The 19,627-nt window shown below is 36.3% G+C and carries 20 protein-coding genes; 2 read left to right on the top strand and 18 right to left on the bottom strand.

Going from position 1 to position 19,627, the window contains the following annotated elements; genetic code table 11:
- Positions 1 to 70: 70 nt before the first annotated feature.
- The 3 genes from I586_RS01495 to cysK form a co-directional block, all read right to left on the bottom strand.
- Positions 71 to 451, bottom strand: coding sequence for a RidA family protein (locus I586_RS01495; RefSeq protein ID WP_034701661.1), 381 nt, complete (start codon positions 449 to 451; stop codon positions 71 to 73).
- Between the two features lie 13 nt (positions 452 to 464).
- On the bottom strand, positions 465 to 902 hold the full coding sequence (perR, locus tag I586_RS01490) for a peroxide-responsive transcriptional repressor PerR (RefSeq protein ID WP_010764948.1): 438 nt from the start codon (positions 900 to 902) through the stop codon (positions 465 to 467).
- Between the two features lie 199 nt (positions 903 to 1,101).
- Entirely contained in the window at positions 1,102 to 2,031 is a 930-nt protein-coding gene (cysK, locus tag I586_RS01485) for a cysteine synthase A (protein WP_010764949.1), read from the bottom strand.
- 201 nt (positions 2,032 to 2,232) lie between these two features.
- Between cysK and I586_RS01480 the strand changes: the two genes are divergently transcribed.
- Positions 2,233 to 3,228, top strand: coding sequence for a 4-hydroxy-3-methylbut-2-enyl diphosphate reductase (locus I586_RS01480; RefSeq protein ID WP_010764950.1), 996 nt, complete (start codon positions 2,233 to 2,235; stop codon positions 3,226 to 3,228).
- A gap of 45 nt (positions 3,229 to 3,273) precedes the next feature.
- Here I586_RS01480 and I586_RS01475 read toward each other — a convergent pair whose 3' ends face one another.
- From I586_RS01475 to I586_RS01465, 3 genes are all read right to left on the bottom strand, one after another.
- The gene (locus tag I586_RS01475; protein WP_010764951.1) at positions 3,274 to 4,131 is read right to left on the bottom strand and encodes a glucosaminidase domain-containing protein; all 858 of its coding nucleotides are present in this window, start codon (positions 4,129 to 4,131) and stop codon (positions 3,274 to 3,276) included.
- Between the two features lie 354 nt (positions 4,132 to 4,485).
- Entirely contained in the window at positions 4,486 to 6,480 is a 1,995-nt protein-coding gene (gene tkt, locus I586_RS01470) for a transketolase (protein ID WP_010764952.1), read from the bottom strand.
- A 98-nt stretch (positions 6,481 to 6,578) separates the two neighbouring features.
- The gene (locus I586_RS01465; protein WP_010764953.1) at positions 6,579 to 6,821 is read right to left on the bottom strand and encodes a DUF896 family protein; all 243 of its coding nucleotides are present in this window, start codon (positions 6,819 to 6,821) and stop codon (positions 6,579 to 6,581) included.
- A gap of 236 nt (positions 6,822 to 7,057) precedes the next feature.
- Between I586_RS01465 and lexA the strand changes: the two genes are divergently transcribed.
- Positions 7,058 to 7,678: a transcriptional repressor LexA gene (lexA, locus tag I586_RS01460; protein WP_034701359.1), complete on the top strand. Its 621-nt coding sequence runs from the start codon at positions 7,058 to 7,060 to the stop codon at positions 7,676 to 7,678.
- A 63-nt stretch (positions 7,679 to 7,741) separates the two neighbouring features.
- On the opposite strand, the gene I586_RS01455 is transcribed toward lexA, so the two are convergent.
- The 12 genes from I586_RS01455 to aroA form a co-directional block, all read right to left on the bottom strand.
- On the bottom strand, positions 7,742 to 8,242 hold the full coding sequence (locus tag I586_RS01455; RefSeq protein WP_010764955.1) for a dihydrofolate reductase: 501 nt from the start codon (positions 8,240 to 8,242) through the stop codon (positions 7,742 to 7,744).
- A 17-nt stretch (positions 8,243 to 8,259) separates the two neighbouring features.
- On the bottom strand, positions 8,260 to 9,207 hold the full coding sequence (locus tag I586_RS01450; protein WP_010764956.1) for a thymidylate synthase: 948 nt from the start codon (positions 9,205 to 9,207) through the stop codon (positions 8,260 to 8,262).
- A gap of 12 nt (positions 9,208 to 9,219) precedes the next feature.
- Positions 9,220 to 11,106 carry an ABC-F family ATP-binding cassette domain-containing protein gene (locus I586_RS01445; RefSeq protein ID WP_010764957.1) on the bottom strand — a complete coding sequence of 629 codons (1,887 nt, stop codon included), beginning with the start codon at positions 11,104 to 11,106 and terminating at the stop codon, positions 9,220 to 9,222.
- A 56-nt stretch (positions 11,107 to 11,162) separates the two neighbouring features.
- Entirely contained in the window at positions 11,163 to 13,226 is a 2,064-nt protein-coding gene (locus I586_RS01440; RefSeq protein ID WP_010764958.1) for a cation:proton antiporter, read from the bottom strand.
- Positions 13,227 to 13,245: 19 nt separating this feature from the next.
- The gene (locus I586_RS01435) at positions 13,246 to 13,524 is read right to left on the bottom strand and encodes a hypothetical protein (protein WP_010764959.1); all 279 of its coding nucleotides are present in this window, start codon (positions 13,522 to 13,524) and stop codon (positions 13,246 to 13,248) included.
- A gap of 169 nt (positions 13,525 to 13,693) precedes the next feature.
- A complete protein-coding gene (locus I586_RS01430; protein ID WP_010764960.1) occupies positions 13,694 to 14,176 on the bottom strand; it encodes a hypothetical protein in 483 nt (160 codons plus the stop codon).
- A gap of 45 nt (positions 14,177 to 14,221) precedes the next feature.
- A complete protein-coding gene (locus I586_RS01425) occupies positions 14,222 to 14,419 on the bottom strand; it encodes a hypothetical protein (protein WP_010764961.1) in 198 nt (65 codons plus the stop codon).
- A 250-nt stretch (positions 14,420 to 14,669) separates the two neighbouring features.
- Positions 14,670 to 15,518, bottom strand: coding sequence for a DegV family protein (locus I586_RS01420; RefSeq protein WP_010764962.1), 849 nt, complete (start codon positions 15,516 to 15,518; stop codon positions 14,670 to 14,672).
- Between the two features lie 75 nt (positions 15,519 to 15,593).
- The gene (locus I586_RS01415; RefSeq protein WP_034701353.1) at positions 15,594 to 16,745 is read right to left on the bottom strand and encodes an LCP family protein; all 1,152 of its coding nucleotides are present in this window, start codon (positions 16,743 to 16,745) and stop codon (positions 15,594 to 15,596) included.
- A gap of 110 nt (positions 16,746 to 16,855) precedes the next feature.
- Entirely contained in the window at positions 16,856 to 17,704 is an 849-nt protein-coding gene (gene pheA, locus I586_RS01410) for a prephenate dehydratase (protein ID WP_010764964.1), read from the bottom strand.
- Between the two features lie 12 nt (positions 17,705 to 17,716).
- Complete coding sequence (locus tag I586_RS01405) at positions 17,717 to 18,217, bottom strand: shikimate kinase (protein ID WP_010764965.1); 501 nt, start codon at positions 18,215 to 18,217, stop codon at positions 17,717 to 17,719.
- Positions 18,218 to 18,231: 14 nt separating this feature from the next.
- A complete protein-coding gene (aroA, locus tag I586_RS01400; RefSeq protein WP_208597453.1) occupies positions 18,232 to 19,539 on the bottom strand; it encodes a 3-phosphoshikimate 1-carboxyvinyltransferase in 1,308 nt (435 codons plus the stop codon).
- Positions 19,540 to 19,627: the final 88 nt, after the last annotated feature.

The raw sequence follows: 19,627 nt of genomic DNA, 5'->3' as shown, positions 1-19,627 counted from the left end.
TCTATAAACACTGATTTTAAAGTAAAAAAAGATGAGAAACTGTTGTTTCTCATCTTGTGAAAATAAAACTCTATTCATTTACCATTGCAATAATTTCTATTTCAATAAGAACATCTTTAGGTAAACGAGCTACTTCTACAGCTGAACGAGCCGGTAATTGATTCGAAAAAGCTCCTGCGTATATTTCGTTGAACGATGCGAAATCATTCATATCCTTTAAAAAGCATGTTGTTTTAACGATATGATCAAAGTCACTTCCAACTTCTGCTAGAATCGCTGTAATATTTTTTAAAACTTGTTCTGTTTGTTCTTGTATCGTAGTGCCTACAACTTCTCCTGTTTCAGGACTTAATGGAACTTGACCTGAAGCAAATAACAAACCATTTACAATATTCCCTTGTACATATGGACCGATTGCTTTAGGTGCTTGATCTGTGTGTATTGATTTCATCTTTTCACCCATTTCATTCTTTTTTAGCTTTTTGACAATCTGGACATAGACCGTATAATTCTAATCTATGTTCATTAATTTCAAAACCTGTTAATTTACTTGCTGCCATTTCAACATCTTCCAATCCAGGATAGTGGAAATCGACAATCTTACCACAGTTTTGACAGATCGCATGGTAATGCTTTTTAGAGCTAAAGTCAAAACGGCTAGACGCATCTCCATAGTTCATTTCTTGGACAAAACCGATATCTGTAAATAAACGTAAATTATTATAAACCGTTGCTACACTCATGTTTGGAAACCGATCTTCTAGTGAACGATAAATTTCATCTGCGGTCGGATGGCTATGATTCTCAATTAGATATTCTAAAATTGCATATCTTTGAGGAGTAATACGAATATTGGCTACTTTTAATTCTTCAAGTGCATTTTTTACCAATACGTTATCCATTTGGTTCCCCTCCTAGTCTTATTTCTTAAATGATACTATTTCTAAACTATCTTGACAAGAATAATTACGCAAATAGTACAGGAAATAAGCAATTTACCCTTGATTTTTGTACTTTATAAATCTATTGTATACTTTTTGTGCAACTATATATCCTCACAATAAAAAAAGCTTGGTTCCAAGCTTTTTTTATTGTGCTAAATTATTCAGGAAAATCGTATAAAGCAGTTGAAAGATAACGTTCACCGTTGTCAGGTATAATTGTTAAAACTTTTTTCCCAGCTCCTAATTCTTTGGCTATTTGAATTGCAGCATCGACTGCCGCACCAGCTGAAATTCCAACGAGCAACCCTTCTTTAGTCGCTAAATCACGGGCCGTTTCCATCGCTTTTTTACTAGGAACTGCGATAACTTTATTGTAAATATCTGTATCTAAAACTTTTGGAATGAACCCGGCACCAATTCCTTGAATCTTATGTGGTCCTGAAGCACCACCTTCTAAAACTTGTGATTCTGCTGGCTCAACGGCAACAATTGAAATAGTAGGATAAACTCGTTTCAATTCTTTCCCAACCCCAGTTATTGTACCACCTGTTCCAACACCGGCAACAAACGCATCTAAACCAGTTGGACCGAAAATATCTTGAATTTCTTTTCCAGTTGTTTTTTCATGTGCTAATGGATTGGCTGGGTTATCAAATTGTAAGGGCATAAAATAGCCTGATTTTTCGGACAGTTCTGTTGCTTTAGCAATTGCCCCTTTCATGCCCTCAGCACCAGGAGTCAATAAGAGCTCAGCCCCGTACGCTTGCATTAATTTTCTGCGCTCAATACTCATTGTGTCTGGCATAACAATCATAACCCGATACCCTTTTGTAGCGCCAACCATTGCCAAACCAATGCCAGTATTTCCACTTGTGGGCTCTATAATCGTATCTCCCGCTTTAAGCAGTCCACTTTTTTCAGCCGTTTCGATCATACTTAAAGCAATACGATCCTTTACACTTCCGCCTGGATTGAAAAATTCGAGTTTCACAAAAACATCAGCCGCTCCATCAGGGACAATAGGTCCTAATTTTACGATTGGTGTTTTACCTATCAATTCGGTAACTGAATTAAAAATTTGAGTCATGATTCATTCCCCCAGTTTAGTATTAGTATAAGCAAAAAAACTTTTTCTTGTTTTTATAATAGCTCATATCCTCTCAGCTGGCTATTATTTTGCTAGCGTTTCTCAATTCCTATTTGCTCCTTAAACAAATTTAACAAAAATGATGTAATGTTGTATAGTAGAGTTGGTGATAAAATTTGTGAAATAGGAGTTACGACCTGTATGAAAATTATAAATATTAGTCCTCGAGGTTATTGTTATGGTGTTGTAGATGCAATGGTCATTGCTCGAAATGCTTCTTTAGATGAGGATTTACCGCGACCAATCTATATATTAGGAATGATCGTACACAATAAACATGTGACAGATGCGTTTGAAAGTATCGGTATTCACACATTAGAAGGAGAAAATCGTGAAGCTATCCTAGATCAAGTAGATCGAGGCACTGTTATTTTTACAGCACATGGAACTTCACCGAAAGTGAAACAATTAGCACTAGAAAAAGGGCTGACAGTGATTGATGCGACATGTCCGGATGTGATGATTACTCATGAATTGATTGAAGAAAAAGTATCTCTAGGATATGACATTATCTACATAGGTAAAAAAAATCATCCTGAACCCGAAAGTGCATTAGGAATTGCCCCCAATCATGTTCATTTAGTTTCTAATCATCAAGATATAGCAAAACTACAGTTAAATGGAGTCAAGATTTTTGTCACGAACCAGACAACGATGAGCAAATGGGATGTAAGTGATTTGATGACGTTAATTCAACAAAAATACCCCAATGTGCTAATCCACAAAGATATTTGCAAAGCGACCCAAGTCCGTCAAGAAGCGGTTGTAAATCAAGCTAAAGATTGTGAATTAACGATTGTTGTAGGGGATCCTAAAAGTAATAATAGTAATCGCTTGGCTCAAGTCTCTATTGAACAGGCAGGTGTTTTAGCTTATAGAATCTCTGACGTTTCACAAATCGATCCTGAGTGGTTGATGGATGTCAAACAAGTAGCTGTAACTGCTGGTGCATCTACTCCAACTCAAATTGTTCGTGAAGTCATCCGTTATTTGACGCAATTTGATCCTGCAGATCCGTTGACTCATAAGATGAAATCAACAATATCATCAGAGGCAATTTTACCTAAACCGAGAATCAAAGATTTAACTAAAAATCGCCAACATCGGTTAGAAGAATTACGATTAGGAAAACGCTAAAAAATAAAGCTATCAACAAGTGGTTATCTTGTTGATAGCTTTTTATTATGCAACTTGTAATACTTGCCCGACTGTTATCAATTCAGCTGTAATTCCGTTAGAAGCCATAAGCTGATCAACTGAGATACCGAATCGCTCTGCAATTCCCCAAAGCGTATCACCAGAAGATACTGTGTATGTTTGTGCCGTTGTTGTAGCACTGCTTTGGCCAACTACTGTTTGATCGGCTACTTGATTGTCGCTAGTTGCAACGAATCCGCTATTTCCACTATCGTATGCTGTTAAACCGTATGCAGAAATCAACCAATTCAATTTACTTGCATAATTCGGATCAGTAGCATATCGTCCAGCTAGAGCTGCTGTGGCATCCATATAACTTGTTGTGTTGCTTTTCCATACACCAGAGTAATGATAGTTTCCACTAGAAGCTAAGGTTGTTTTAATGACATTGGCATGGTCTTGAAAGGACTCCGTATAAGAGGGGTAACTTCTAAAAGGTTCGGTTACAGTGACCCATTCCCCATTCAAATATTCAGCAGTTGGCATATAAACTGTTTGTCCAGCATAACTGCCTTTTACGCCAAATAAATTGTAATTTGGCGCTGCTGCTAATCCTGAAGTACCATAACTACTTTCCAATAATGCTTGAGCAATCATAACAGATGCGTATAAATCATTTGCGTCAGCCACTGAAGATGCCGAATAGCCAATCGAATCAATAAATGCTTGTTGAGATACTTCTCCTTGTGTTTCATATTCTGTTGCTTGAACACTTAGAGGGACTAAATTTCCTGCGACAGGAAGAAATACTAATGACGTTCCAATCACAGATGCTATTCTTTTATGACTATTTCTTTGTGCTTTTAGTTGGTGTCTACTACTTCTTGTTCTGATCTCGTCCATTCATTTGTTCCTCCTCAATAGAACATCATATCATCATTCTACTCGGAGAAATTTTTATAAACAATTATTTACTCCTGAAATCTAAAGTTTTAAAGTGGGTGTAATCCGCTTGAAATTTTTGTTTTATTTTTTTGCTACACATTTGTTTTGCACACTTTACATCGTGTACGTGATCCAATTCTCAGATTTTGTATAAATCCGCTTATTCCCTAGTTATGAAATAGATTTTAATAATAAAATCAACATTACGACCTATTTAAATTATATTTTTTTTATTACAAAATAATTACAGCGTTGATTTGTAACAAAAAAACAGAGATTCACAATCAGTGATCTCTGTTTTTCAATAAAATCTTATAAATTGTTGAATGTTGAAACAACGTTTTCAACTGTAAAACCAAATTCTTTTAGAACTAAATCGCCTGGAGCAGAAGCGCCAAAGTGATTGATAGTTACCGTTGAGCCAGCAGAACCAACATAACGCTCCCAACCAAATGGTGAAGCTGCTTCGATTGCCACTCTCTTCGTTACATCTTTCGGCAAAACAGACTCTTTATATTCTGCTGTTTGTTTTTCAAATAAATCAAAACTTGGCATTGAAACAACTGCGACATCCTTACCTTGTTCTGCTAAAGATTTTTGTGCTTCAATCGCTAAGTTCACTTCTGAACCTGTTGCAATCAAAATACCTTCTGGCTTCTCACCTTTTTGTTTTGAAATTACATACGCGCCATTTTGTACAAGTTCGCCTGCATTTTCTTTAGTACCTTCAATAACAGGTAAATTTTGACGGCTTAAAACTAAGACTGTTGGAGCGTCTTTTGTTGTCATAGCAATTTTCCATGCTGCAACAGTTTCATTTCCATCAGCTGGACGAATTACTTGAACGCCTGGCATACAGCGTAAGCTTGCTAATTGTTCAACTGGTTCGTGAGTTGGTCCATCTTCCCCTACAGCTACTGAATCATGTGTTAACACATACGTAACAGGAGTGTTCTGAAGTGCCGCTAAACGAACAGCTGGACGTAAATAGTCGGTAAATACGAAGAATGTTCCACCGTAAACTCGGCTTCCTCCATGTAATTGAATTCCATTCATAGCCGCAGCCATAGCGAATTCACGAACACCAAACCAAATATTGCGTCCTTCATATTGTCCAGGTTCGAAATCTTTCTCTGCTGCAACCATTGTATTATTTGAGGCAGATAAATCGGCAGAACCACCCCAAAAACCAGGTACAGTTTTAGAAATTGCTTGAATCGTTTCTTTACTTGTAACACGGCTAGCTGCACTTGAGCCGACTTCGTAAGTTGGTAATTCTTTATCCCAGTTTTCTGGAAGTTCATCAGCAAAAGCTTGTTTAAATTGCTTCGCTAATTCTGGATGCTCTTTTGTATAATTTGCGAACATATTGTTCCAGTTATCTTCTGCTTTTTCTCCTTGTTCTACCATTGTTTCTTTAAAGCGTGCTGCAACTTCTTCTGGTACAGTAAAGTCAGGATATTCCCAACCGTAAACAGCTTTCGCTGCAGTAATGCCATCTGCTCCGATTGGTGCACCATGAACAGAAGATGTTCCTTCTTTTGGAGCGCCATAACCAATAACTGTTTTAACTTCAATTAAAGTCGGTTTATCTGATTCAGCTTTTGCTGCTTCGATTGCCTTAGAAATTTCTTCTAGATCATTGCCGTCTTTCACTAAGATATGTTGCCAACCGTAGGCTTCATAACGTGCACCAACATTTTCTGTAAATGCTTTTGAAGTTGGTCCATCTAATGAGATATCATTTGAATCGTATAACACGATCAGCTTACCTAATTTCATGTGTCCAGCCATAGAACTCGCTTCTTGTGACACACCTTCCATTAAGTCGCCATCACCACATAATGCGTACGTATAGTGATCGATCACTGGGAAGCTATCACGATTATATGTTGCAGCAGTGTGTGCTTCAGCCATCGCCATTCCAACAGCCATTGCAATACCTTGACCTAAAGGCCCAGTAGTCGCTTCAACACCATCTGTATGGTGCACTTCCGGATGTCCAGGTGTCTTACTGTTCCATTGACGGAAGTTTTTTAAATCATCCATTGTTACACCATAACCAGCCAAATGAAGTAAGCTGTAAAGCATTGCCGAACCGTGACCAGCTGAAAGAATAAAACGGTCTCTATCTACCCAATTTGTTGATGTTGTTGGATTTACTTTCAAGTGTTTTGTCCATAGTGCATAAGCCATTGGTGCAGCACCCATTGGTAATCCAGGATGGCCTGAATTTGCTTTTTGTACTGCTTCGATACTTAATGTACGAATCGTGTTAACGCCTAACTGATCAGTGTTGTCGAACAAAAAAATCATCTCCTATTTAGGTTTTTTTTACCTTTATTAACTATATTTTATCGTATTTTGTTTATGAAAGCAATTACTTTTAGTAAAAAAAACTAAAATTATTTTCTATTGTGCAAGCCTTTAGCTTTTTGAATTTCTTTTAGTTTCTCTGGTGTTACATCATTCCCCTTAGGATCTACTACTTTCATTCCTTCGATATGATGACGCATTCCACCTCGGAAAGCAGCCAGATATTCTTGACGAAGCACTTTTTGTTCTTCTTTTTCTTTGTCCGTTAACCCATTTTCTTTAGCCATTTTAGCTAGTTCGTTGATTCGATTCATTTTTTCTGATGATAACATTTTTTTACCTCCTTTACTTTCCATGTCTATCTTATAAGAATAGCATCAAAAAAACAACTATATTCTTGAGAAATTAGGAAACAACTAGGTCTTTGTTAAGTATTCAATAATAAACTGAAAGTATTTCTTGAGAATAACGGCTGTACACCTACTTTTTTAAAAAACACGAACGCTTGTTTGATTCCTGTATTAAACTATGGTACACTAAAAATATAAATTGAAAGAAGGTGCGGACTGTGGTGAAACGTACAGATACCAGACAAATAGAAGTATTAAAATATATATATGAACAAGTTGAACTTAAAGGTTATCCACCGACCGTAAGAGAAATCGGTAAAGCAGTGGATCTCTCTTCAACTTCTACTGTTCATGGACATTTAGCACGTTTAGAAAAAAAGGGATTGATTTTGCGTGATCCTACAAAACCAAGAGCAATTGAATTAACGGCAGAAGGATTAGATAAAATCGGTGTAAAACCATCCGTTATTCCAATGTTAGGTGTTGTTACTGCTGGGGAACCTATTTTAGCTGTAGAAGAAGCTTCTGATTTTTTCCCCTTACCTCCTGATTTAAAAACTGAAGAAAATGCTTTATTCATGTTAACAATCAGAGGAGAAAGTATGATCAATGCAGGGATTTTAGATGGCGATCAAGTTATTGTTCGTAAACAAAATGCTGCATCCAATGGCGATATCGTTATTGCTATGACAGATGAAGACGAAGCCACATGCAAACGTTTCTTCAAAGAAACAGACCATATTCGTTTACAACCTGAAAATGACGCACTCGATCCGATCATTTTAAGTAACGTAAGTATTTTAGGTCGTGTTGTTGGATTATACCGCAATCATATTTAGAGACAAAAAAACATACTAGCAAACGTAGTATGTTTTTTTGTCTCTAAATGTTTAAACATTTCTTTAGTCCGTATTAACTTTTCGTTGATACGTTTCAAATTGATACGCATAATGATTCGCTTCATCTTGTGCACCCATACTTAAATTGATCAATGCCCAGTCATCCCAGTCAACAAAAGGAAATTTTGTATCTCCTTCAAATGAATGGTGAATAACTGTACGATATAATACGTCACAATAGGGTAAAAAATCCTCATAAACTGCTGAACCACCTGAAATAAAAGTGATACCTGAAAATGATTTTGCGTAATCGAGTACTTCTTCAATGGTATGAAGTACAATAACCCCTTTTGCTTGATACTCTCTATCTCTAGTTAGAACAATCGTTTGACGATTCGGTAAAGGACGGCTTCCCATTCCTTCAAAAGTTTTTCTACCCATTACTATAGTATTGTCTTCAGTCATTTGTTTAAAAAACTTTAAATCATTTGGCAAATGCCAAGGCAAACGATTTTCTTTGCCAATCGTTCCCTCTTCATCTTGTGCCCATATGGCTGCTAGCATTGAGAACTCCTTTCAAATTAAACGGCAATTGGTGCCTTGATTGTAGGATGTGGATCATATCCCTCGATAACAATGTCTTCCATTTCAAAATCAAATACAGAATTCTTTTCCTGGTTCAATTTTATTGTAGGGAACGAGCGAATTTCTCTAGTAAGTTGTTCGTTCATTTGATCGATATGATTCGTATAAAGATGAGCATCGCCTATTGTATGAACGAAATCACCTACTTCTAAGCCTGTTTCTTGTGCAATTAAATGTGTCAATAAAGCATAACTCGCAATATTAAAAGGAACACCTAGGAAAACATCTCCGCTACGTTGGTATAACTGACAACTTAATTTCCCATCATTTACATAGAATTGAAACATGGTATGACAAGGAGGTAAAGCCATAGAAGGAACATCTTCTGGATTCCAAGCGGATACGATAAGCCGTCTTGAATCAGGTGTTTTTTTGATCATATCAATAACATTTTTAAGTTGATCAATAAAACCGTTATCTTTTGTTTCCCAGTGGCGCCACTGAGCACCATAGATATTGCCTAATTCTCCGTGTTTTGCGGCAAATTTTTCATCAGATAAAATCAAGTCACAGAATTTTTTATGTTCATTTTCATAACTCTCTTTAAACGTTTCATCTGTCAAAACACGATGACCAAAATCGGTCATATCTGGTCCTTGGTAATCGTCACTTTTGATATAACGCTCAAAAGCCCACTCATCCCAAATATGATTATTATGTTGTAAGAGAAAACGAATATTCGTATCCCCTTTTAAAAACCATAAAAGTTCGCTTTTGATCAAGCCAAATGGGACTCTCTTAGTGGTTAATAATGGAAACCCTTCAGACAAATCAAAGCGCATTTGATATCCAAAAATACTTCGTGTGCCTGTTCCTGTACGGTCCTCTTTTAAGTGCCCATCTTCTAAAATTTTACGGCCTAATGCTAAATATGCTTCTTCCATAGTTTTTGCCCCCTAATTTTCTGCAAATTCACTCAAGTATTCCCAACGTTCCATCTTTTCTTCAAGTTCTTGCTCAACTGTTGAGAGGTCAGTTTGGAGTTGTTGTAATTTTGTAAAATCATCACCTTGATGATTCATTTCTTCAGTAAGTTGCGCTACACGTTCTTCAAGTTGTGAGATGTCAGTTTCGATTGTATCCCACTCTTTTTGTTCCATATACGTCAGTTTTGTTTTTTCTTTTTTCTCAGGTTCTTTCGTTGTTTTAGGTTCCGTTTTACTTGCTTTTTTTGCTTGCTCTTTGTTTGCAATCAAATAATCACTCATTGAACCATAATAGGTCATAATTTGTCCGTCACCTTGAAATACAAGTAATTTCTCCATCGTTTTATCAAGGAAATAACGGTCATGGGAAACAGCAATCACGGCCCCTTTAAACGTTTGGATATAGTCTTCTAAAATCGTTAACGTATCAATATCCAAATCATTGGTTGGTTCGTCCAATAATAACACATTTGGTTGACCAATTAATAGTTTTAACAAATATAAACGACGTTTTTCACCACCAGAAAGTTTTCCGATAATAGTTCCATGCATAAAACGTGGAAATAGGAATCTTTCTAATAATTCAGCAACACCGATAGCCGTTCCATCCGTACGTTGAACTTGTTCTGCTGCTTCTTGTAAGTATGAAATCATCCGTTGATTTGGATCCATTGCTTCGTTTTGTTGCGTATAATAAGCTAAATTTACTGTTTCTCCAATAGAATATATACCACTATCTAGCGGCAAACGACCAGCTAGTATATTTAATAAAGTTGATTTACCCGCTCCATTTTTTCCCGTTATACCGATTCTATCTTTCGCTTGAATAAGTAAATCAAAGTCTTTCAAAATAGACTTGTGTTCAATCTCGTATCGTCCATCTTTGACTTCTAAAACCTTTTTACCTAATCTTTGTGTTGCGACATCAATTTCTAATTGCCCTTTTTGATTTACTTGATGAAGGTTTTCTTTGAGGTCATGAAAACGATCTTGGCGAGCTTGTTGTTTTGTTCCCCGCGCTTTAACCCCTGCTCGCATCCATTCTAGTTCTTGCTTATATAATTGTTTTCTTTTTTCCTCTTGCTCAACTCCAACACGCTCACGTTCTGCTTTGGCAATGATATACGCTTCGTAATTTCCTTTATATTCGTATAATTTTCCAAAAGACAATTCAAAGATCCGATTGGTTACTCGGTCTAAAAAGTAACGATCGTGGGTTACCATCAAAATTGCGCCACGGTATCCATTTAGAAAACTTTCAAGCCAGCTGATTGCTTCATAATCTAAATGGTTAGTCGGTTCATCTAACAGTAGTAAATCAGGTGATTCTATCAATACTTGCGCCAAACTGACACGCTTCTTTTGTCCACCTGAGAGTTCTCCTATTTTTTTATGCAATGTTTCAATACCAAGTTTTTGCAAAATAATTTTGGCATCTGTGTCAGCAGTCCAAGCATCTTCTTTATTCATTCTTTCTTCGGCTTGTGCGTACTGCTTTTGGGCAGTTTCACTTAGTCCGTCCTCGGCCAAAGCTAAAAGGGCAAGTTCATAGTTTCTTACTGCCTGGATAATTGGTGTTTCTCCTTGAAAAACAGCTTCTACAACAGTCAATTCAGGATCAAATTCTTGATCTTGAGAAAGGTAGCCAATTTGATAATCATTGGGCTGCTGGATTGCACCGATGTCACCATCACCACTGTCTTTTCCTGCTAGGATATTAAGTAAGCTAGTTTTTCCAGTTCCGTTTGTGCCGATCAATCCAATTCGTTCTTTATCATGGATATGGAAAGAAATATGGTCAAATAACGTTTTCTCTCCATAAGTTTTAGTTAATTCGTTTACTTTTAATTCATTCATCTGCTCACACCCTTTTCATCCTGCCTATTGTAACAAAAAAATGTAAAAAAAAGAAGCTAGTTTTCTTCCTCTGCTTCTTTTTTTAATTCTCTTGTCAATTTACCTAGTGGAATAGTACTTGAAATATCATTGATAGAATATGATTCTAATAAATTAACGTTTTTTCTGTATTCATTGGCATCAAACGATGAGATTTTTTCGGAAAGCTCATATTCATCAATGACTTTTCGCTCTTCTTGATAACCAATCAACAGCTCTTTTACATAATTTGACTGAGAACGAACAATAAATGAATCAATAAATGTCCCATCTTCTAGTCTATGTGCAAGTTGAAGGCGTCCTTGAATAAAGAACTGAATAATTTCGTCGTCATAGACACCTTTTAAATTATCTAAACTTTTCAAAATGACTTCTGTGTTTTGTAAAAACACTTGTCGAACATTTTCTAGTTCTTCTTTTTGGTATTCACGTCGATTATCTTCGTCCTTTTTAGCAAACAACATCTTAGGATGAACAAAGAATGCGATGATTTGACGCACAAATAATAACCAAAAACCAATAATAGATAACAATTGTCTAGCGATGGAGCGTTCCATTCTAGAAATCAACCGTTCGTAAAGTCTGTAGCCTTCGATACCGATCTCTTTTTGACGGAAACTTTCTTCTAATCCATCACGTTCGATCGAAACAATCAACGCTCTTAATTCTTGCACTTCTTGTCTTTGTTCTGAAGGTAATTGTTCTGTGTACAATTCTTTCACGCGATCTTGGTAATTTTCAATAACCACGTTCATTTCGACTTGCGGATCATTTTGGTTTATTTTTTTCAGACGTTCAATCACATCTTGTAGTAAAACAATCCCTTGGAAATTAGTGTTTTCTACTTCATCGGATTCAGTTAAAAAGGGTAATACTAGGATGCCGCCGACTAAAGTGACCAAAATCACACAAGCGGTTATAAATAAAAGGAGTGAGCGCTCTGGAAAATCTTGTCCATTTAGTGTTAGTGGTAAAATAAAAATCGTAGCCAAACTGACAGTTCCTTTAACTCCACCAAATGTCAGGATGAGCATTTCATTCATAGATTGCCAAACATTTTTTAAGCCATTTTTCACGCTGTAAATCAACACGATTGAGAAAAATCTAGCAACAAATAGTGTCACACTTAAAATTAAAATAACGACCATCAAAAAACTATTGGAATACGTTTCACTATTCCAAATGGGTGAAAAAACTTGAGATAATTCGATTCCTAAGAAAAGGAATACTAAGGCGTTCAAAGTAAACGTAATCGTTCCCCAAGTACTCTCTGAAACGCTTGAAAGTTCAGCTTCAAATAATGAAACTTTCTTAAAACTTGCGGCTTGCATTACTCCTGCTACAACTGCAGCAATGATTCCAGATACATGGAAAAGTTCAGCGACCATATAAGCCAAAAATGGTAATAATAACTCTAGTAATAAATACCCAGTTACGTCTCTTGCAGATGCTTTTTCTAAAATCATGACAACTTGACGTTTGATCATAACAAGTACGGCACCTACAACAGCGCCTCCGATACTAGAAACAATTAAAGTGATACCAGCATCCGCTGCTGAAAAGCTACCTGTTAACAGCGCTGCCAGTGCAAATTGAAAAGCTGTAACGCCGGACGCATCATTGATCAAGCCTTCGCCTTCTAAAATATGCATTGCTTTGGGCGGAATCTGAATTTTACCAGATAAAGAACCTACAGCAACTGCATCTGTAGGCCCAAGTGCTGCACCTAATGCAAAACAAGCTGCAATCGGCAAAGCAGGAATAACCATATGTAAAGCCCAACCAACACTTACGAGTGTTATCAAAACACCAATAAAAGCTAAAAACAGAATCACACTAAAATTTTTCATAGTAGCTGAAATATCGTTTCGTTCGCCTTCACGAAAAAGCAACGGCGCGATGATCATCACAAGAAATATTTCAGGTTCAAATACTATTTCACGACCGATATCTGTTACACCGATCAACACACCCACGATTATTTGGACAATCGGTAAAGGGATGATCGGTACGATTCGGTTAAAGACATTTGAAAATGTTATCGCAAAAGCAAATACAATAATTAAATAAACAAACTCCATCTTGTGTCCCCCTTATTAATTATTGATTGAGTTGTTTCCCTAAGTACCGTAATAATTTTTCTTTCTTACAGGTAATTTTCTTCTCTATCAGCCCTAGTTCTTTTTCTCGATCACAAAGTTCCAGTTGTGCTCGACGAGCTTCTAGACGCAACAATTCGGACTTAATCAATTCAATCTTTTTATAGTTCAAAAAATTTCTCTTTTTTATATGGTGTTCCCACTCTGCTTTTTTCTCTGGCGGCAACTCTTTATATTTTTCACGTAGTTCAGCAATTCGTTGTTCAATTTCTTTATTCACAACAATACTTCCTTTCAGAATTTCTCTGCACATTATAGCAAACAGTTAAAGAAATACCTACTAAAATTTACTTTTTTTTTCAAATTCTTTTTGAAAGAGTTTTCGTAAATGATGAACGTGTAAAAAAAGTGAAAATGAACGCTATCTTCAGCGTTTTCCCTCTATTTAATTACATGTCTTCATCGACTAAAATACTGATTTCCGTTTCTTCGTTCACTCGTTTAGAAAGAAATGCTAATAATTCCTCCAAAGGTATAGAAAATTTCATCATCGGGCCACGACGGCCATTCTTAAAATAGTTTAGACGGATTTCGTTTTTTTTCAGTAATAATGCCATTTTTTCTATATCTTGATATAGAATACCGTTCTTATCGAAAGGACCTAAAATTATTCGATCCTCTGAAAGTCCTTTAGCGTCTAAAAGAAAGCTCAAGATAAGTAATACTGAAAGAAATCCTCTAATCCTTTGATCCACTGTTTGATCAGCAAGAACAGTCATCGCGAGGACAAACAGGCTACACCCAATCACGATACCATAGGTGAATTTCTTTTTGAAACTTTTGATTAAAATGCTTTTTCTTACCAAAATCAAGTAAATATACATGATGATAACAAAAGCTGCGAGTAGTAGTGTAAAAAAATCTATAACCAAAATACGCTCCTTCTGTAAAAATAAAATTTTCTGTTATCTCTTCGATCAATGTTCCTCAGGTTTGTTTAATTCTGTTAATTGCTGATTTATTTTCTTTATTTTATCTTTACATGCTAATATATCGCGAATCATCTGATCTCTCTTATCGCCAAGTGGTAACCGATTGACGACTTGGTAATATGCCGCGAGCAGTTGAACTTGTTTCATTTTTTCTTTTTGTAATCGTTCTTCAGCTAGGCTCATCTACTCGCCCTCCTTTTCTTTAAGTATACCTTACTTTTAAAGAAAAATGACTATTGAATCGTTATTTTTATTGTACCATACTATTTCTTTTAGTTGAACGCTTTGAACGATAGGATTACGTCAAATTACTATAGATTATAGCTTTCATATACACCACTATCATTTGGCGAGTATTTTCAAAATCAGTTTTTTTATAGGTAAAATAAAAGATGAAACAAAGCCAATTAGTAGCCTCATTTCATCTTTTGAATTATTGAGCTGAAATACAAAGCCCAATCGCTTTTTCACCTAAATGCGTCCCGATAACAGGACCAAAATGACCAATTTCAATAATTGCATTTGGATATTGTTTTTGAAGTTTCGCCTTCTCTTCTTCAGCAACAGCTAAGTTATTTGCATGGATCACATATAGTTTAACAGGTCTGTCGATTTCTTTGTCTCGTTTGCCGATGATATCTTCCGCGCGTGCAAAGGCTTTTTTTGTTGAACGAATTTTTTCAAACAAGACGATTTTACCATCTTCAAAGGTTAAGATCGGTTTGATTTTCAATAGTCCAGCAATTAAGGCAGCTCCATTTGTCAAGCGACCACCGCGAACCAAATTATTTAAATCATCTACGATCAGATAAGCAAAAGTATTATCTCTGATAATATCTAATTTAGCAAAGATCTCTTCTAAACTAGCTTGTTCCTTCACCAAATCTAAAGCAGCTTCTACCATATGCCCCATTGGAACACTGGTAATCTTAGAATCATAAGGATAAAGTGTGATTCCCTCGATTGAGTCTGTTAATGAGAATAATGTATTAACAAACCCAGAGATGCCTGAAGAAAGGTGGATGCTGATTATTGTATCGAATCCTTTTGCAGCAATCTCTTTGTATAGTTCAATAACTTCACCTAATGCAGGTTGAGAGGTTGTTGGAAATTCAGAACTATTATTTAACAAGCTATAATACTCATCAGCTTCAATATCGATTCCTTCATTATATATCTTACCATCTAAAATAACAGGGATAGGAATAACAAATAAATTAGGAGCATTCTTGATTCGCTCAGGTAAATAAGCTGTACTATCTGTCACAACAGCAATTTTCATTTTGTAACCTCGTTTCAGTAATTTTACACGATACTATAAATATAGCATAAATCATTCTATATTTAAATAAAATACTTATTGACCTAAGAAATTTTGAATAGCCGACTGATTCATCGACATATCATCTATTTGTAGAATACTTCCGGCATAAGCTGAATCTCCATAACTCCATGAATCATCTACTGGCACAGTCAAGCGTTCGATTCCACCACTGCCTTTCAATAGTAGAGACGGTCCATTTTTTAACATGAAAGTTGTGGGAATATCTGTTGACATATAGCCCACTAAACGACCTAAAGATTCAGGTGTTCGGATTAAGGCTAACGGATTTTTTAGTTGACTCATTACAGCAGACATCACTTGTTGTTGTCTACGCACGCGACCAAAATCCCCCTGTTCATCCATTCTGAAACGAGAATATTGTAATAGCGTATGGCCATCCATTTTTTGCATTCCTTTTGCTATGTCAACACCATCTAAATTTAAATCTTTTTCAGCATCTATTTTCACACCACTTGGAAACATTGAATCTACGATTTTCTCAAAGGATTGGAAATCAACTTTTGCGTAATATCTGCATTGGATATTAAAATTTTCAGCTAATGTTTGACGAACTAAGTCAGCCCCGCCTAAAGCATATGCTGAGTTGATCTTATTAGCATCGTATCCGGGAATATCGACAAAGGTATCGCGCATAAATGAAATCAATTTAGGTTTTTTTGACGGTCCATCCAGTTGCAAAACCATAATTGTATCTGCTCGACCAGCATCTTCTCCACGAGTATCACTACCCAAAATCAAAATATTATTGGCACCATTACTGCTTTTCACACCATTGAACGTTTCGATTGTTTCCTTAGGTAATGATTTATCGTTTTCAGCATAGGATTTTCCTTTGAAAAAGAAACCTACCGCAAGAACGATGAGCAATACAAAAAATAAGGCGATTCTTTTAGGCCAGCTAAAACGTCTTTTTCCCCTTTGTTTTTTTGGTTTTTTTTCTTTTTTTGATTTTTTAGGGTTTTGTTGGTCGCCAGCAGCCTCTAAAGGTTCTGAAATCGGGTCTTTCTCAGGCTCTTGTTCTGAAACGGGTTCTTTATAATAGCTTTTTCTAGGTTCATCTGTAGCGTCTTTAGACTCTTTTTCTTTTCTAGGACTAAATCCTTTATTATCTTCTAATGGTTTTGATTTATCATGTATGTGTTTGTAGCGGTCTACACGGCTCATCATTTACACCTCACTTAAATTATCAACAGTTTTAAGCATACCTTATTTCTCCTAAAATTCCTATTAGATAGTTGAAATTTAACAAAAAATAAAAAGACCTTTTCAGATCTTTATACTCCATTGATTGGGTGAATTTTATAATTTCCGAATATTTTTACTGAACCGCCCATCAAACGTATCTCTTCTATAGCGTTATCTAAAAGTTTTTGCGGTTTTTGTACATTAATATCGATTAAAAAGAAATATTCACCTAATGTTGTTTTTAAAGGGCGTGATTCAATTTTACTTAAATCAATTTCACGCCAACTAAATACAGATAGCGCTTTATGCAATGCTCCAGGCATATTATTGGGCATAGTCAACGCAATCGTCGATTTTTTATCCGTTGATTGGATAGGTAAATCTACTTTCTCAGCGCCTATCACCCAAAATCTTGTCTGGTTGATTGCAACATCTTGAATGTCTTTGCCTACAATTTCAAGAGTATACTTTTCTGCTGAAAGCTTAGGTGCAATTGCCGCTATCTTTTGTTCTGGATGGCTAGCAACAAAATTGGCTGCATAAGCAGTAGAAGGTGTAGCCTCAAGTTGAGCCATCGGAAAATGGGTTCGAATGAATTCTTGCGATTGCGCCAATGCTTGGGGGTGAGATAAAATTTTTTCAATCGTTTGCCATGTTTTTTTGTTTTCTTTTGCTACCATTAATTGCTGATAAATCGGTAAAACAATTTCAGCGCCTACTGGAATCGTTGTTTGGTGAAAAAGATAGTCAACCGTTGTATTGACGGATCCTTCAATCGTATTTTCAATAGGGACGACCCCTAAATCAACTTCACCAAATTCAACACCTTTGATGCATGCGGGAATTGAATGATAGGAAATCAGTTCTTCATTTGGAAAAGCTGTTTTTGTTGCCGTATGCGTAAAAGATGCTTCTGGACCTAAAAACCCGACTTTCATTGGCTCACCTACTTATATATTCTCTAAAATTTCTTTGACAATTTCTTCTGGCGTTCGATCATCCGTTCGAACAACTAAGCTAGCACTTTCTTCATAAAACGGAATACGAGGTTCAAAAACCTGTTTGATTTCTTCTGGAGATTTGGAAACAACTAATGGTCGAACAGTTGTATGATCATGTTTTAGTCGAGGAATAAATACTTCTGGCTTCGTTTCTAAATAAACGACAGGCGCCATTTGCTTTAAAAGTTCCCGATTCTCAGGACGCATAACGATTCCTCCACCTGTTGATACCACTTGATTGTGATCAAGATATCGTTTCAATACGTTCGTTTCTTTTTCTCTGAATGCTTCTTCACCGTGTAAATCAAAGTATTCTTGAATCGTCATACCGATTTCTTCCACAATTTTATCATCAAAATCGATGTGTTCCATACCTGTTTTCGTTGAAAGTAATCTGCCGACAGTCGTTTTGCCAGCTCCCATAAAACCAATTAAAATAATCCCTTTCATCTTCATTCCTCCATTTATCGGTATAATTTATTTAAATCATCAAAAAATCGTGGGTAAGAAACGGAAATTGCTTCAGCTTTTTCTAGTTCTACCGTTCCCTCTTTTACTAAAAGCGCGGCAATTTGTAACATCATACCGATACGATGATCTCCGTAGCTGGTAACGTTTGCTCCATGTAGAGGTGTTTTACCATGAATAATCAAGCCGTCATCCGTTGGTTCAATATTGGCACCCATCTTATTCAACTCTGTAGCAACTGCATCGATTCGATTCGTTTCTTTTACTTTTAACTCTTCAGCATCTCGAATAATCGTTGTTCCTTCAGCTTGTGTAGCTAGTAATGCGATTATTGGAAGTTCATCGATCAATCTTGGGATGATTTCTCCGCTGATTTCAATGCCTTTCAAGTGACTTTTTTCAACAGTCAATGTTCCCGCCTTATTTGACGCACTGCCTGTTTCTTGAATCGCCAAGTTCCCACCCATTTGCACAATAACATCAATAATACCTGTACGGGTTGGGTTTAAGCCAACGTTGTTTAACGTAATTTGACTATTTGGAATAATTAATCCTGCTGTAAGAAAAAAGGCTGCTGATGAGATATCACCTGGTACAATAACTTCTTGTCCTGTTAAAATTTGTGGTCCCGCGATCCTGATTTCTTTTCCAGAAACTGTAATCTCACCGCCGAATTGTCGGATCATGTCTTCTGTATGGTCACGTGTTCTCTCTTTTTCTACGATAACTGATTCACCATGAGCTTGTAAAGCGGCAAATAAAATAGCTGACTTCACTTGAGCGCTAGCCACAGGCATGTCGTATTGTATAGGGTTTAAGGTAGTTGTTCCTGTCACTTTTAGTGGGGGAAATTCTGTTCCATCGTGTCCGCTACACTCTGCCCCCATTTGGTTTATAGGCAGCATAACTCGATTCATTGGACGTTTAGCAATCGAGTGGTCTCCAAACAATTCCGTTGAAAAATCTGTTCCAGCTAAAATACCCATGATCAAACGAATCGTAGTGCCAGAATTTCCAACATCAATTGCTTCTTTTGCTTTTTTTAGACCAGAAAAGCCTGTTCCGTGAACAGTAATTGTTTCCCCATCATCTTCGATTTTAACACCAAGATCTTTGAAAGCTTTTAAGGTACTTAAACAGTCATCTCCTCTTAGAAAGTTTTTGATGGTGGTCTTTCCTTGTGCAATTGCACCAAACATAATACTTCTATGAGAAATCGACTTATCACTGGGAATATCAATCATTCCGTTTAAATTCGTTTTATTGATTACTAACTCCAAAATATCCCTCCTAATAATAAACATACTGTAGACATTTTCTCTTCGTATGAATTCAATCATGTTTTAGGTAAAGTTGTTTCCTTATGATTTATTCTGTCCTATAAGTGAACCA

It is taken from the genome of Enterococcus moraviensis ATCC BAA-383, assembly GCF_000407445.1.
Classification (GTDB): domain Bacteria; phylum Bacillota; class Bacilli; order Lactobacillales; family Enterococcaceae; genus Enterococcus_L; species Enterococcus_L moraviensis.
This window is presented reverse-complemented; position numbering and strand designations above follow the sequence as displayed.

Coding starts and splice junctions, on each gene's coding strand:
- I586_RS01480 (WP_010764950.1), top strand. CDS start 2,233: ATGAAAATTATAAATATTAGTCCTCGAGGTTATTGTTATGGTGTTGTA.
- I586_RS01440 (WP_010764958.1), bottom strand. CDS start 13,226: ATGGAGTTTGTTTATTTAATTATTGTATTTGCTTTTGCGATAACATTT.
- I586_RS01475 (WP_010764951.1), bottom strand. CDS start 4,131: ATGGACGAGATCAGAACAAGAAGTAGTAGACACCAACTAAAAGCACAA.
- I586_RS01425 (WP_010764961.1), bottom strand. CDS start 14,419: ATGAGCCTAGCTGAAGAACGATTACAAAAAGAAAAAATGAAACAAGTT.
- I586_RS01420 (WP_010764962.1), bottom strand. CDS start 15,518: ATGAAAATTGCTGTTGTGACAGATAGTACAGCTTATTTACCTGAGCGA.
- I586_RS01495 (WP_034701661.1), bottom strand. CDS start 451: ATGAAATCAATACACACAGATCAAGCACCTAAAGCAATCGGTCCATAT.
- I586_RS01450 (WP_010764956.1), bottom strand. CDS start 9,207: ATGGAAGAAGCATATTTAGCATTAGGCCGTAAAATTTTAGAAGATGGG.
- I586_RS01465 (WP_010764953.1), bottom strand. CDS start 6,821: ATGTTATCATCAGAAAAAATGAATCGAATCAACGAACTAGCTAAAATG.
- I586_RS01455 (WP_010764955.1), bottom strand. CDS start 8,242: ATGCTAGCAGCCATATGGGCACAAGATGAAGAGGGAACGATTGGCAAA.
- pheA (WP_010764964.1), bottom strand. CDS start 17,704: ATGAAAGTCGGGTTTTTAGGTCCAGAAGCATCTTTTACGCATACGGCA.
- I586_RS01405 (WP_010764965.1), bottom strand. CDS start 18,217: ATGAAAGGGATTATTTTAATTGGTTTTATGGGAGCTGGCAAAACGACT.
- I586_RS01445 (WP_010764957.1), bottom strand. CDS start 11,106: ATGAATGAATTAAAAGTAAACGAATTAACTAAAACTTATGGAGAGAAA.
- I586_RS01415 (WP_034701353.1), bottom strand. CDS start 16,745: ATGAGCCGTGTAGACCGCTACAAACACATACATGATAAATCAAAACCA.
- cysK (WP_010764949.1), bottom strand. CDS start 2,031: ATGACTCAAATTTTTAATTCAGTTACCGAATTGATAGGTAAAACACCA.
- aroA (WP_208597453.1), bottom strand. CDS start 19,539: ATGTTTATTATTAGGAGGGATATTTTGGAGTTAGTAATCAATAAAACG.
- perR (WP_010764948.1), bottom strand. CDS start 902: ATGGATAACGTATTGGTAAAAAATGCACTTGAAGAATTAAAAGTAGCC.